We start from the raw sequence: 13,589 nt of genomic DNA on the forward strand, positions 1-13,589 counted from the left end.
CTAGCCGGTGAGCCGATCGGTGTATTGAACGAATGCGAACAGCTGCTTCGGTGTCATCTGCGCCATCGCCCGGATCTCTCGGGTGAGGTGAGGCTGGTCGGCGTAACCGCAGGCGACGGCCTCGTTCAGCGTGGCCGAGGGCCGTCTCCACGTGTCCACGGTCCGCTGGAACCGGGCGATCCGGGCTACCGTCTTGGGCGACAAGCCCACCACCCGGCGGAATCCGAGCTCGACATAACGACGGCTGACGCCCAGCTCACCGGCGAGGGACCCGATGGTGGACGGGCCGGCGGGCTCCTGCAGCCGCCACCAGGCGTGCATGATCAGGTCGTTGGGGGCGGCGTCGGGGCGCAGCCACGCCGTCAGTCGCTCCTCCAGCAGGCTGAAGCGGTCCGCCCAGCTCGCCGACGCGATCAGCCGGTCGGTCAGCTCCGCGGCACGGGTGCCGAGGAGGTTTTCCAGATGCGCGGTCGTGCCGGCCACCTCGCGTATGGGCGTCCCCATCAGCGCCGACATCCCGGCGGGGGTGAGCCCGACCGCCACCCCGTGACGCCACGGCGTATGGGCCGAGAACGTCGCGGTGGCGCGGGGACCGGTGACGATGGGGCTCATGCCGGTGAAGTCGATGATCAGGGTGGCCGCGTTGAGCGGCAGCATCCGGCTGGGGTGGGCGGGCTCTCCCGCCCGGGTGCGAAAGCCGGCCCACCCCAGCACGTACGGCCGCAGGTGCGGCGGTGAGAGGCGGCCGATCATCTGGTACGGCTCCGCCTGCGGCTGCGTGGGCAGCGAATGAATCGCCATCACGCCAGCAAGCCTGCCCTAGTCTCACCGGTCCCGTGGTATCGATTTTCCATGGAGGGAGCCGCACCACACGGGAGATGAGCAGGCGCAATCCCCCTTCACCTTACTGATCCACATCCCGGACGACGTGTTTACTATATTTAGAACATGGTGAATCTGCCGTCCATGCTCTCTCTCCGCAACTGCGGCCTGCGCTACGCCGACAGCGGCGGCAACGGTGTGCCGCTGGTGTTCTCGCACGGGGCCGGGGCCGACCACGTGATGTTCGACGCCCAACGGGAGTACCTGCATGCCCGGGGGTATCGCACCGTCACCTGGGACATGCGCGGCCACGGCCTCTCGCGCCCGGCCGGTGTCCGGTTCACCGCCGAGCAGGCGATCGCGGACCTATGCGCGCTGATCGAGCACCTGGCGCTGGACCGGCCGGTGCTCGTCGGACAGTCCCTCGGTGGCAACCTCAGCCAGGCCGTCGTCCAGCGGCATCCCGACCTCGCCCGCGCCCTGATCGTCATCGACGCGACGCCGAACACCGCACCGTTGTCCCGGAAGGAACGCCTGCTGGTGAAGGCGGTTGCGCTGATCCTGTTGACGATCCCGGCCAAGGAGCTCCCGCGGCTGATGGCCGAAGCCTCCGCGATCACCCAGGACGCGCAGGCGGATGCGCGGCGGGCCTTTGGTCAGTTATCGAAGAAGGAGTTCGTCCAGGTGTGGCGGGCAACCGTCGAGTTCCTCTCCCCGGACCCCGGCTATCGCACGCCCGTGCCACTGTGCCTGATCCGCGGCGAGCAGGACCGCACCGGCAACATCGCCTCGGCCATGCCCCGGTGGGCCGAGACCGAAGACATCGATGAGGTCGTCATCCCCGACGCGGGCCATATCGCCAACCAGGACAACCGGCAGGCGGTCAATGAAGCGATCGACGCGTTCCTGCGCACGATCCCGGCATCGAAGGAGGCACAGCGATGAGCACGCGCCATGCGTTCATCACCTCGGTGGGTGACCTGCTGGCCTCATGGAACCTCCCACACGCGACCGGGCGCGCCTACGGGCTGCTGCTCCTCAGCGAGGAGCCGGTCTCTCTCGATACGATCGCCGCCGAGCTCGAGCTGAGCAAGGGGGCGGTGAGCACCGCGGTACGGCAGCTGGATTCCTGGGGACTGGCCAAGGTGATCCCGCAGCCCGGCAGCCGCCGGCTCCTGGTTGAAGCCACGGGAGGAATCGAGTCGCTGCTGGAGGCCAGCCAGGCGCGGGCCAGGACCCTGATCGCCGCCCTGCGCGAGGGCGAGGCCCTGGTGAATCCCGGCCCGGCACAAGAGCGGCTCCACGATGTGATCGGATTGTTCGCCGGCTATGTCGACGTCGGAAGCCAGATGCTCACCAGATACCGCCGCCAGCGGACCGGGTCCGCCCGCACCTGACGACGCAGCGCCCGGGCAGCTGGCGCGACATCGCCGCCCAGCTCGTCATCACCAAGGGCAAGAAGTATGGGCGGCCCCTCTTACCCACCACCGTCCTGGCGCATGCTGCGTGACCACGACGAGGCCTTCACGGCGCTGGCTCAGCTGGTGAGCTGATCAGATCGTTCGCCGTCCTGCGGTTTACACCGTCTCCGCTTGGTTGCCTATCGGGACGTTCCTCAACCTGCTCGGCCCGGCGCCCGCGCATGTGGACCGGCGGCCGAGCTCAGCGAGCTCGGCCTGGCCCAGTTCGCGCTCTACCTGATGCACGACCGGAAGGAGTCCACGGTGCTCAGCGCTGTCTACTGAGCCGGCTCGGCCTGCCCGTTGCAGAACACCTCGTTGACGAGCCTCTGCGTCGCCTTCTGGAACGCCTCTGCCAGGGACATTGCGGCGTCGTCCACATAGGTCAGCGAGGCGGTCAGGGTCTTACCGCCGTCGGGCGTGCTGTACATCAGCGCCGCGTAGCCCGCGATGCCGCCGTTGTGGGTGATGACGGTGCCGCCGTTCGGGCCCGCGTCCTGCACGAACACTCCCAGGCCGTAGCCGACCTTGGGATGCGGCTTGCACATCTCGGCCAGCAGCGGGGCCGGCAGGAGCTTGCCGCCCATCAGCGCGGAGATGAACGTGTGGAGGTCCTGGGTGGTCGAGATCATGTCACCGCCGCTGGAGATCCAGGAGGGATTCTGGCGGGTGACGTCGACCGTCTTCTGCTGGCCGGCGTCCTCGTACCGGTAGTAGGCGTGGGCGTGCGGCCCGGGGATGTCCGTCTGGGTGTCCGGCACCACGGTGCCCGACAGGCCGAGCGGCCCCAGGATCAGCCGCTGCATCTCCTCGGCGAGCGAGCGGCCGGTGACCTTCTCGATCAGCAGCCTGGCCAGCACGTAGTTGGTGTTGGAATAGCTCCAGTCCGTCCCCGGCGCGAACCGCACCGGCTTGGACAACGCCAGCCGTACCAGCTCCTCCGGCCGGTAGGTCTTGAACCGGTTGTCCACCCACTCCTGGCCCGACCAGGGGATCCCCGGCACGACCGTCCCGTCGTCGTAGTACTCGCCGGTGAAGTTGAACACTCCACTGGTGTGCTGCAGCAGCATCCGCACCGTGATCCGCCGGTCCAGCCCGAACTCGGGCAGGTAGTCGGCCACCGGGTCGTCCAGCCCGATCGTGCCCTCGGCCACCAATTGCAGCACCAGGGTCGCGACGAAGGTCTTGGTGGAGCTGCCTATCCGGAACCGCCCGTTCGTCAGCGGCTTCGCGGCCTCGCCCAGCCTGCGCACCCCGGCGCTGCCGACCCACTCCCCCCGCTCATCGTGCACGCGCAACTGCACCCCGGCGAAACCGGAATCGACGATCTCCTGGATGGCCTTCTGCAGCTCCAGGCGATCCTGCCCGGCAGGGGCGTTCGGCAGGGCCCCACTGTCCGCGGCGGCCACCCCGGGCATGACCGAAGCGGCGTCGAGGGCTGCGGTGATCTTGCGGGCCATCTCGGCCATGGTGGGGCTGGGCTGGCCTTTCTGGGTTCGGGTGGCTGCTCTCATGGCGATGATGACGGTGCTGCGGAAGTTGTCGGCCTCTGCCGGAGCCTGCTGGTTGAGCAGGCTCATGGCTGCCGTCAGGGCCGGCAGCACGTGGTCGGCGAGGGCGGCTACGGACGTGCCGTTCAGGTTCATGCCTTTTGACTTCTCGGAGAGTACGTGCCCGACCAGGCCGGTCGCGGAGGCCAGGGCGATGGAGCCCTCGGTGGCGACCTTGTGGGGCGAGCCGGCGGCACCAGTGGCGGCCAGCAGCGTGACGGCGCCGTAGGCGGCGGTCCGCAGGGTGAGCTTGTCCTGGTCGGTAAGGGTGACGGACATGGTTGTGTGCTCCTTCAAAACTGTTACGAAGTTCAACTGAACGGACAGACGCTGAACCGTTCATGGCATCCACCATCGCCGCCAGCCCTGACACCGGGCCGTTGCCGTCCTGACGCGGCCGCTGACGCGACATCGCATGGTCGACGGCGAGCACGAGGGCTGGTCAGGTGGGTTGAGAACGTCCGTGAGGGTTCAGTGGCGGACTGGAGGAGCGGCAGGAGTGGATGCCGCCGCTGGGGCTGGAGCCCGTCCCGCGTCACCCAGAGGGCGAGCGACGGGCGGCAGGATCGGCTCCGGCGGCGATGCGGGCGGAGGTCTCCTCCCCGAGTCGGACGTAGCGGCCGAAGCTCCCGAGGTGCGGGTGGCGGGATTTGGCCTGGTGCTCGGGAGCGGTTCGTCCGTCAGCGGCCAGGTGCTGCAGAGCGGAGTGGCGCGGCCGGTGGAAAGCGGGCGGGCCAGGTGCCGGACGGTGCCGGTGGCCCCTCACCTGCGCAGCAGGGAGGCGATGTCGCCGAACAGCCGGTCGTGGGCAGCGGCCGCCTCCGGGGAGGTCAGGTCCATGTTCTGGACGAAGCCGTGCATCAGGCCAGGTTCTTGCCAGTACGTCACCCGTACACCCGCCTGTGCCAGGCGACGGGCGGAGGCGTTGCCCTCGTCGCGCAGCGCGTCGTGCTCGGCTGTCACGATCAGGATGTCGGCCATGCCGTGCAGGCGTGCTGGGCGTGCTGGGCGTGGTCGGCGTGGAGGCGGAGGCCGAGCTGCGCTCGGCGTCAGATCGGAGAATCACAGCCAGCCACGCAGCGCCCCGCTGGGGTGCCCTCCCAATTGCCTTTGGAGGGCACCCGGTCAGGTCACAAGAGTTCAGCCGCAGTGCACGTTGTTGAGCTCGCGGGTCACCCAGTCCGGTACCGTTCCGGCAACGTCAATACACGCGCCAGGGGCCGAGACGTACACCGGGCCGGCGTAGTACGTGTAGTAGTTGGCATCGGTGTCTTCCTGGCTGCCGTCGGCTCTCGAAATCGTGACTCTCTTCCAGCTCCTGGTGTTGGCGTAGGCGCCGTAGCCGTAGGTCAGGGCGCAGTTCTTTCGGGCGCTGGAGCTGTAGTACACCTCCAGCGTGCCCGTGCGGGTCCCGTCTCCTCTGGAGATGGCGTAGACGCCGACCCGGGAGTAGCTGCTGCCGCAGGGTCCAGCTGCGCTGGCCGGAGCAGCGCCCGCCACCAGTGTGGTAGAGGCGGCCAGGGTCGCGCCGGCGAGGAGGGTCGCCAGTTTACGTGTACGCACGAATGTCCTTTCGATGGCCATTGGTGTGATCATGATTACCACTGGCTCACGACCGCCGCTCATGAGTCGTGCTCAATGTGACGGTTCGCACATGCGTCAGGTCGGCAGAGGTCCCATCGGGCCGCAGAATTCCCGGGCGTAGGTTTCTGGACGGTGTCCTCGCAGGTGGGAAATGGTGTCCAGGAATGTATGCATTTCCGGACACCATGCTTGCGCCGCGTGCAAAGCCACAGCTCAGAGAGATGGCGGCCCGAATCTGCCGTCTTCCGGTGGCACCCGAAGTGTGCTCCTCACTCGCGGCGCTCGGGGCGCTCAGGACGTCGGCGAGGTCGTCCACCGCCAGCCCCGGCCAGGCGTCGCCTCGGGCGCTTTGATCGTCATCGGCTTGTCCCAGTTCCGGTACTGCGTGGCCAGCCACGCCTGCGGGATCCGGTCGTCTCCGTGCCCGTGGACCTCGGGCCGCAGGTGCGCGTGGAAGCCCCAGAAGATCCGGTACGGCCATCCGCGGTCGTCGTACATGTACGTCCACGTCACTTCCGACGTCCCGACGGCGCCTGTTCCCGCGGCCTCGCGGAAGCTGGGAGAGACGCGATAGAGCTCCTTGAGCGCGCCGGCGCCGCGGGCGAGTAGCGAACGCACGCCCGCCACGGGGTCGGGTTGGTTGGCCCAGGACTCCTGAAGCTACGGCGAGCCGCAAGGTAGAGCTTTGGTGCTCGTCAGCGGGCTGGCTCTATCTCGTTGGTCTCGGCCGCTGTGGCGTGTTCGTCGTGGTCGCGGAGCATTCGCATGACGGTGGCGGGTGAGGGTCGTTTGCCCTTCTTCTTGCCTTGGGTGATGAGGAGTTGGGCGGCGATGTCGCGCAGGCTCTGTCCTTGGTCGCGTAGGTGCAGGGCCATGGACAGCATGGCGGGGTCGGTGACGGTGGCGCCGCCGATGTTCTTGCCGCGGACTCGGGCGGACTCGTGGCCGTCGAGGGTCTTGTCGCGGATGTACTCGCGTTCCATGCCGGACAGGGCGGCCAGGACGGTGAACACGATACCGCCGGGGTCGTGGTGGCCTTGGAGTTCGCCGGTGAGGAATTCCAGGCCGATGTCGCCGGCGCGCAGCCGTTCGGCGAGCTCTGCGAGTTCCAGGCCGCGGCCGAGCCGCTTGTGCTCGTGCACGACGAGGGTGACGGCGACGCCGGAGGCGCGCAGGTCCGCAGCGTGCGCGATGGCGCGTTCGAGTTCGGGGCGGGTCGTGATGCGGGTGGAGACCTTCTCGGAGAAGGGGGTCAGAGAGATTTGGAACGGAATCCGGCGTTAACGGGGTTCTCCCAGGTCAGCAACCCCCTGCCGCTGCGGTCTTCCGGACGTGGTTGACGCCGGATTCCGTTCCATCGCACAGACGGTTGGCGCTGATAATGATCACGTGTGGGAGGCAGCCCTGGGTCTCTATGTGGTGAAGGTGCAGCGGGCGGCTGGTGGGGGTCTGGGACGATCTGAGGCATGGCGCGTGGTGATGGTGGCGGCAGGGACGGCCGGGGCGAACCCGAGTGGCGCCCGGTTGGCCGACGTGGACATGATGACCGCGGTCGTCCTGGAGCAGCTGGGCGCCAACCGCGATCAGGTGCGGACCCTGGAGCCGGCGCGGCGCGCCCCGCATCTGCTGGACGACCACACCGTGGAGCGGATCAAGCAGGTAATCAGGCAGCAGCGCGATCACATGTGGCTGTGGGTCGAGACCGGTGAGCGCTGGCAGGCTCAGGACCTGACCGCGGCCGAGGCGGCGAAGGTCGATCAGTACGTGGCGGCGGTGGAGGCGTCCGCGGCGAGCAACACGGTTATCCTGGCGCTGGCCGATGAGTTGGCCGCGGGCACGATCGAGGCGGCGCTGGCCAAGTCGGACCTGGAGCTGGGCGTGGAGGCATTGGCGGGAGCGCTGGCCCGGCAGGCGAACCCGTTCCCGGACGCGTCTCCGGTGCGGGTCCGCTACCCGTTGACGGCCGGCGACACCGATGAGACGTGGTGGCCGTGGCTGATGGGCCTGGTGGTGGGCAGGGTCGCCCCGGGCGAGTGGGACGTCGTGGTGATCGATGACCGTCTGGTGGAGGGGCTGGACGCCGGCGGGAACCCGGTCTACCCGGTCTGCCGCCGCGCGGCCGAGGCGATCCGCCTGCAATAGCTCTTGTCGGCATCCGTAACGACCGGCTGCTGTATCGTGATCCGCCGCCGCGCGAGCCGGAAACGGCGGCTGCGCCGGACGTCCCCGGCCGCCACGGCGAGCCGTTTTCCTGCGCCCGCCCCGACACCTGGGGCGAGCCCGACCAGCAGCTGACCCTCCACGATGGGCACTACGGCCAGGTCAGCGTCACCGCCTGGCACGGCCTGCACCCCAAGCTGGACAAGAAAGACCACTTCGCCCACCGGGCCGAAGCGCCGATCCTGTCCGGCACGGTCATCTGCGTCCAGGTGGAGCGGCTGCCCGGCGGACGACGTGCCGCCCTCAAGCCGGCCTGCCAGTAGGAGTGGAACGGCGAACCGGGCTTGGTGTCACATTCGTTGACGCTGTAGATCCGACCAGGCCAGTCTTGCCCGCAGCACGATGTGGGCAAGGCCACCAAGCGCGTCGAGACGGTCACCGGACCAGGAAAGGTAAACGTCAAACTAAGCGGGGAAGGACCCCCGCCAGCCCCTCGCGGAACGCGATGGCCGCCGCCTCGGTGCGGGTGGCCGCGCCCAGTTTCGTCAGGATGTGGGAGACATGCACCCCCGCCGTACTCGGTGAGATGTGCAGCCGGGCGGCGATCTGCCGGTTGCTCAGGCCCTCGGCGATCAACCTGAGCACGTCACGCTCGCGCTCCGTGAGCCCACCCTGAGCCGGTCGGGGTCGCCCGAGCAGGGCGATCTCGCGGGTGAGCGGCGCGGCGCCCAGGTCTTCGGCCAGCCACGCGGCTTCCCTGAGGCGGGCCGTTGACCCGGGCCGGTCGCCCGCCGCCAGCGCGGCTCGCGCGCCGTGGAACAGACTCAGCGCCAGCTCGTACGGCTGCCGCAGCTCCCGCCAGGCACCCGCGGCGTGGTCCCAGCCGTCGTCCTTGATAAGCGCGCGCAGCATGATCTGCCAAGCTCGGTCGAGCGGCCCGTCCACGCCGAGCGCCGTATCGGCCGCGGAGAGCTCGGCCTGTCGTTTCGCGACCCGCTGCCGTAGGTCCCTGCCGTCGCCGTGCGCGAGCCGGGCCCGCTGCGCCAATGCGCCGGCGACCAGGACCGGCCGGGCGTCGCTGCTGTAGATCCGGGTGAGCGCCGGGTCGGCCAGCGCCCGGTCCAGGAGCAGGTCTGCCCTCTCGTGGTTGCCCTGGGCGACGGCGAGCAGGCAGAGCAGCTGATAGCGGGGGAACAGGCCCCCGTTGCCGGTGTGCTCCACGGCCGCCGCGGCGTCGGCCGCCCTGGCCAAGTCTCCGCGCAGCAGCGACAGGTAGCCGGCGAGCACGCGCAGGGCCTGCCGCGGCAGCGGTGGCGGGTCCTCCTGGAGGCTCTCCTCCAGCACGGCGGCGGCCTCGTCCCACCGCCCGGCCAGGATCAGGCTGTGTCCGGCGAAGCGCGCGAGCTCGGCGCCCCGGCTGCGGCCCAGCCCGTACCGGCGGGCGTGGCGGATGCCGTCGCGGGCCGCCTCGATGCCGCGGTCGTGGTCACCGGCCTTGGTGTGCAGCGTCGCCTCGTACATCGGGACGGTCATGAGCAGATCGTGGCCGTCGAGCCGATCGGCCAGCGTGCGGGCCTGCGCCAGCATCCCGAGGTCGCCCGTCATGGACCCGACGCCCAGCAGCCCACGGACCGTGACCGTGGCATCGCCGGTACGCCGACCGATGGCGAGCGCCTCCTCGAACGGCTCGCGAGCCCGGTCCACCTCCGGCAGCAGGCCCATGGCCAGCACGCCGAGCAGCCGCCCTCGCTGAACGCCGCCGGGGGTGGCGGGCACCAGTTCCAGGGCTCGTTCCCAGTCGGAGACGCCGGTCGCCTCCAGCCGGTGCCGCAGCCTGCCTCGATGTTCCAGCAGCTGAGCGGCCCGCTCGGGCTCGCGCCGCTCGTCCACGGTGGCCAGCCCGGCGCTGGCGTACTCGACCCCGCGAGCGTAGTCGCCGCTGAGCATGCATGCCTCGGCCGCGCCGGTCAGTACGTCGATCCTGTCGACGCCCAGCCGCGCCTGCGGGTCCCAGAGTTCGAGGACCTGGTCGAGCATGCGGACCTGCTCCTCGTAGGCGTAGGACCTGCGCGCCTGGCCCGCGGCCAGGTAAGCGGCGGACAAGGCCAGCCCGCGATCACCGGCGGCGTGGGCGTGTGCGGCCAGCTCCGCGTGGGCGCCGGAATCGCGCAGGGCCTCGGCGTAGCGCGCGTGCAGGCGCGCCCGCTCGCCGGGCAGCAGGTCCTCGTACACCGCCTGCCGGATCAGGGCATGGCGGAAGTCGTAGCCGTCCCCTGCGGTGACGAGCAGGCTGCGGTCGACGAGCTCGCGCAGCAGGGCATCCAGCCCGGTCCCGTCCTGCCCGGCCACCTGCGCCAGCAGCCGGTGGCCGACCCGGCCGCCCGCTGCCGAAGCGATGCGCAGCAGCTCGCGCGCCGGGCCGGGAAGCGACCGCGGGCCGTGCAGCAGCAGGTCGCGCAGGCTGTCCGGGGTCCGTTCACCGGCGCGGGCGAGCGCCTCGACGAACAGCGGGGTGCCGTCGCTGCGTTCGTGTACGCGGCGTACGGCGGCCGCGTCCGGCTCGGTGCCGAGGATCGCGGCCAGCTGCCGGCCCACGCCCTGCCGGTCCAGGCGATGCAGCCGCAGCGTGGTGGTGCGCGGGCGGCGGGCCAGCTCGGACAGCAGCGGCCCGAGCAGTCCGTCGCCAGTTTCCGGCGGCCGGTAGGTGATCACCAGGAGCACGCCGGCCTGGGTCAGGTTCCTGGCCAGGAAGCCGAGCAGCTCGCGGGTGGCGGCGTCGGCCCAGTGCAGGTCCTCGATCGAGACGACGAGCGGCTGGTTCGCGGCCACCCGCTCGACCAGCGTCAGGACCTCCTCGTACAGCAGATGCTTGCCGCCTTCCGCGTCGCCCGCCTCGCCGAGCTCGGGGAACCAGCGGGCCAGCTGGCGGTAGGGCCCCGGCAGCACCCCTTCGACCCGGATCAGCCTGCGCAGCACCGTCACGAACGGCGCGTACGGCAGGCCGTCGGTGCCCAGCTCCGCGCAGGCGCCCTCGACCACCCGCACGCCCCGGCCCAGCGACCGCGCGAACTCGGCGAGCAGCCGCGACTTGCCGATCCCGGCCTCCCCGGCCACCAGCACCACCGCCGGCCCCTGCTCGACAGCCGTGTCCAGGGCCGCCACCAGCGCCGACAACTCCTCGCCCCGGCCGACGAACACCGGGCTGACCACGCGCTCCGCCACCACGACGCCAGCATATAAATACACAGATCACCCGATGTGCGGTGCCTGTTTACCCGGCCATTCTCGAAGCATGACGGCGACCTACCCCCTGCGGACGATCCGCGCCGACGAGCTCGACGCGTGGGCTCGCATGATCACCACGACCTACGGCCAGGACTGGTACGAGGGCGGCCTGCGGAACGCCGCCGACTCCATCGAGCCCGGACGCACGATCGCCGCCTACGACGGCGAGGAGATCGTCGGCGGTGCGTCGATCTACGGCCGCGTCATGACGGTCCCCGGCGCGGTGACGCCCGTCGCCGGCATCACGCTCGTCGCGGTCCTGCCCACCCACCGGCGCCGCGGCATCCTCACCGCGATGATGCGCAAGCAGCTCACCGACCTGCACGAATCAGGCGGCGAGCCGATCGCCGCGCTCAACGCCGCCGAGGCCACGATCTATGGCCGCTTCGGGTACGGCGTCGCCAGCTGCGTGGCCGAGATCCAGGCGGACAAGAAGCTCCTGGCCCTGAGGCCCGGCACCGACCTCGGCGACGGGACGATCCGCCTGCTCGACCGCCGGCAGGCCCGGCCGCTGCTAGAGAAGGTCTACGACACCGCCCGCCGTACCGGGGTCGGCTGGGTGGACCGTACGGAGAAGTTCTGGGAGGCCCGGCTGGCCGACGGCGAACGCGCGCGCGACGGCGGGACGGCCCTGCGCTTCGCCGTCCACACCGAGCCCGGCGGCGAGGTCAGCGGCTACGTCTTCTACCGCTCCAAGCCGCGGCTGGTGCAGGTCATCGAGGTCGCGGCCACCACTAGGCAGTCCTACGCCGCCCTGTGGCGTTACCTCATCGACCTCGACGCTCACGCCGGCCTCACCTATGACGGCGCCGTCGACGAACCGCTGAAGCACCTGCTGACCGACCCGCGCGCGGCTCGCACCAGCGTGATCGACAACCTCTGGGTCCGCCTGGTGGACGTCGACCGCGCGCTGGCGGCACGCCGCTACTCGACTCCGCTGGACCTGGTCCTGGAGGTTCAGGACACGTTCTGCCCATGGAACGCGGGGCGCTACCACCTGTGGGCCGACGGCGACTCCGTCACCTGCGAACGCACCCAGGCCCGGCCGGGCCTGCGGCTGACCTCCGCCGAGCTGGGTGCGGCCTATCTGGGCGGCACCACCCTGGCGGCCCTGGCGGCCGCGGGCCGCGTCGAGGAACTGCGCCCCGGGGCGGTCACCGCCGCCTCGCTCGCCTTCCGTGGCGAGCGCGAGCCCTTCCACCCCTCGGGCTGGGCCTTCCCCGCCTTCTGACGGGCGCTTTGGAGACCAAGGACGTCGCCTGGCGGACTCCACTGGAGAGCCGGCGCTTCAGCGGCGCAGGACGCGGCGACGATCGCACCCACCGCGACCCTGGATGGAGCAGTGCTTCCGGGAAGGCGAGGGGCGTTGGACGTGCCGCGGCTTCGCCGCATCTGGAGCCGACTGCGGCAACCGTCGCGCAACGGCGCCGAGGTGGTGAGCCACGACGACCTGGTCCCCGGAACGTGCTGGTTCGGACGGCCGTCTCACCGGAGTCCTCATCACACCGGGCGCCGAAGCGGATCAGATCGGCATGAACATCATAATGTCCGGCCGGAAGCCGGAACCGCACACGAGGGAGACAAGTCACATGCGCACTCATCGCCTCGGTCGCAGCACGGTGGAGGTCACCGAACTGGGCTTCGGGGGCGGGCCGCTGGGCGGCCTGTTCGAACCGGTGGACGACGACACCGCGGCGCAGGCACTGGCGGCCGCCTGGGACTCGGGAATCCGCTACTTCGACACCTCGCCGCACTACGGCATCGGGCACTCTGAGCGCCGCATCGGCGAGCTGCTGCGCAGCAAGCCGCGGGCAGAGTTCACGCTGTCGACGAAGGTCGGCCGGCTGCTGGTCCCGCAGGATCCGAACGGCCGGATGGACGAGGGCTTCGCCGTGCCGGCCACGCACCGCCGGGTTTGGGACTTCTCCCGCGACGGCATCCTGCGCAGCGTCGAGGACTCGCTGACCCGCATGGGCGTCGACCGGATCGACGTGCTGTATCTGCACGATGCCGAGGAGCACTTCGAGACTGCCCTGCGCGACGGCTACCCGGCACTGGCCGAGCTGCGCTCCCAGGGCGTGGTCGGCGCCGTCGGCGCGGGCATGTACCACCCCGGCAAGCTGACCCGCCTGGTGCGGGAGACCGACGCGGACGTGGTCATGCTGTCGGGCCGCTACACGCTGCTGGACCACACCGCCCTGGACGAACTGCTGCCCGCCTGCGCCGAACGCGGAGTCTCGGTCCTGGCCGCCTCCGTCTTCAACTCCGGTCTGCTGGCAACCGACCGGCCCGCCGAGGGGGCGCGGTTCGACTATGCACCCGCCGCCCCGGAGCTGCTGGAACGGGTCAACCGCATCGCGGATGTCTGCGAGGCGTACGGCGTGACCGTTCCCCAGGCCGCCATGGCCTTCCCGCTGCGCCACCCCGCGGTCGCGGGCATCGTGGTCGGTATGCGCTCGGCGCAGGAGGTGCGGCGCAATGCCACCGCGTTCTCAGCGCGCATCCCGGCCCGGTTGTGGTCTGATCTGCGCGACCGGCTCAAGACCTGGGCCGACTGGCAGGACCTCTCGGCGCAGGCTCACGGCACGCTCGATCAAGAAGATCGGTGACCCTCTGCTGGACCGCACCCTTCAACGTCACCAGAGTTTCCCTGCGCGGTGCGTCTGCAGGGCCGGCCTCCATCTGGAGGCGCAATCTGGCCCGGTCGGTGCTGCTCAGCGGTCGGCGA

13 protein-coding genes are annotated in these 13,589 nt (G+C 70.3%); 6 read left to right on the top strand and 7 right to left on the bottom strand.

Features of this window, described 5'->3' with window-relative positions; all coding sequences use genetic code 11:
• Positions 1-801 (bottom strand): helix-turn-helix transcriptional regulator, encoded by an 801-nt coding sequence (locus EDD27_RS17835; RefSeq protein WP_241564810.1) that lies wholly within the window; start codon positions 799-801, stop codon positions 1-3.
• Positions 802-948: 147 nt separating this feature from the next.
• Between EDD27_RS17835 and EDD27_RS17840 the strand changes: the two genes are divergently transcribed.
• From EDD27_RS17840 to EDD27_RS54305, 3 genes are all read left to right on the top strand, one after another.
• Positions 949-1,767: an alpha/beta fold hydrolase gene (locus tag EDD27_RS17840; protein WP_127933441.1), complete on the top strand. Its 819-nt coding sequence runs from the start codon at positions 949-951 to the stop codon at positions 1,765-1,767.
• Positions 1,764-2,219: a GbsR/MarR family transcriptional regulator gene (locus EDD27_RS17845; RefSeq protein ID WP_127933442.1), complete on the top strand. Its 456-nt coding sequence runs from the start codon at positions 1,764-1,766 to the stop codon at positions 2,217-2,219. The genes EDD27_RS17840 and EDD27_RS17845 overlap by 4 nt, the downstream gene beginning before the upstream one ends.
• 195 nt (positions 2,220-2,414) lie before the next feature.
• The gene (locus tag EDD27_RS54305; RefSeq protein ID WP_164903666.1) at positions 2,415-2,567 is read left to right on the top strand and encodes a hypothetical protein; all 153 of its coding nucleotides are present in this window, start codon (positions 2,415-2,417) and stop codon (positions 2,565-2,567) included.
• Here the strand turns inward: EDD27_RS54305 and EDD27_RS17850 are convergent.
• The 5 genes from EDD27_RS17850 to EDD27_RS17875 form a co-directional block, all read right to left on the bottom strand.
• Positions 2,561-4,111, bottom strand: a complete 1,551-nt coding sequence (locus EDD27_RS17850; RefSeq protein WP_241564094.1) for a serine hydrolase domain-containing protein — start codon at positions 4,109-4,111, stop codon at positions 2,561-2,563. The genes EDD27_RS54305 and EDD27_RS17850 overlap by 7 nt on opposite strands.
• A gap of 483 nt (positions 4,112-4,594) precedes the next feature.
• Positions 4,595-4,885, bottom strand: a complete 291-nt coding sequence (locus EDD27_RS17860; RefSeq protein WP_338324754.1) for an alpha/beta hydrolase fold domain-containing protein — start codon at positions 4,883-4,885, stop codon at positions 4,595-4,597.
• Positions 4,886-4,972: 87 nt separating this feature from the next.
• Positions 4,973-5,395 carry a spore-associated protein A gene (locus tag EDD27_RS17865; protein ID WP_127933444.1) on the bottom strand — a complete coding sequence of 141 codons (423 nt, stop codon included), beginning with the start codon at positions 5,393-5,395 and terminating at the stop codon, positions 4,973-4,975.
• 312 nt (positions 5,396-5,707) lie between these two features.
• Positions 5,708-6,034 (bottom strand): hypothetical protein, encoded by a 327-nt coding sequence (locus EDD27_RS17870; protein ID WP_127933445.1) that lies wholly within the window; start codon positions 6,032-6,034, stop codon positions 5,708-5,710.
• Positions 6,035-6,111: 77 nt separating this feature from the next.
• Positions 6,112-6,690, bottom strand: a complete 579-nt coding sequence (locus EDD27_RS17875) for a recombinase family protein (RefSeq protein ID WP_127933446.1) — start codon at positions 6,688-6,690, stop codon at positions 6,112-6,114.
• A gap of 115 nt (positions 6,691-6,805) precedes the next feature.
• On the opposite strand from EDD27_RS17875, the gene EDD27_RS17880 reads away from it, so the two are divergent.
• Entirely contained in the window at positions 6,806-7,558 is a 753-nt protein-coding gene (locus EDD27_RS17880; RefSeq protein WP_127933447.1) for a hypothetical protein, read from the top strand.
• Between the two features lie 477 nt (positions 7,559-8,035).
• Here the strand turns inward: EDD27_RS17880 and EDD27_RS17885 are convergent, their stop codons facing one another.
• Entirely contained in the window at positions 8,036-10,801 is a 2,766-nt protein-coding gene (locus EDD27_RS17885; protein ID WP_164903667.1) for a helix-turn-helix transcriptional regulator, read from the bottom strand.
• 67 nt (positions 10,802-10,868) lie between these two features.
• Here EDD27_RS17885 and EDD27_RS17890 point away from each other — a divergent pair, with 67 nt between their 5' ends.
• A complete protein-coding gene (locus EDD27_RS17890; RefSeq protein WP_127933449.1) occupies positions 10,869-12,092 on the top strand; it encodes a GNAT family N-acetyltransferase in 1,224 nt (407 codons plus the stop codon).
• A 358-nt stretch (positions 12,093-12,450) separates the two neighbouring features.
• Positions 12,451-13,470 (top strand): aldo/keto reductase, encoded by a 1,020-nt coding sequence (locus EDD27_RS17895; RefSeq protein WP_127933450.1) that lies wholly within the window; start codon positions 12,451-12,453, stop codon positions 13,468-13,470.
• Positions 13,471-13,589 lie beyond the last annotated feature (119 nt).

This window comes from Nonomuraea polychroma, from assembly GCF_004011505.1.
GTDB lineage: Bacteria > Actinomycetota > Actinomycetes > Streptosporangiales > Streptosporangiaceae > Nonomuraea > Nonomuraea polychroma.

Bases quoted from the DNA above. Each gene is read 5' to 3' on its own strand.
- EDD27_RS17845 (WP_127933442.1), top strand. From the start codon at position 1,764: ATGAGCACGCGCCATGCGTTCATCACCTCGGTGGGTGACCTGCTGGCC.
- EDD27_RS17840 (WP_127933441.1), top strand. From the start codon at position 949: ATGGTGAATCTGCCGTCCATGCTCTCTCTCCGCAACTGCGGCCTGCGC.
- EDD27_RS17895 (WP_127933450.1), top strand. From the start codon at position 12,451: ATGCGCACTCATCGCCTCGGTCGCAGCACGGTGGAGGTCACCGAACTG.
- EDD27_RS17835 (WP_241564810.1), bottom strand. From the start codon at position 801: ATGGCGATTCATTCGCTGCCCACGCAGCCGCAGGCGGAGCCGTACCAG.
- EDD27_RS17890 (WP_127933449.1), top strand. From the start codon at position 10,869: ATGACGGCGACCTACCCCCTGCGGACGATCCGCGCCGACGAGCTCGAC.
- EDD27_RS17850 (WP_241564094.1), bottom strand. From the start codon at position 4,111: ATGTCCGTCACCCTTACCGACCAGGACAAGCTCACCCTGCGGACCGCC.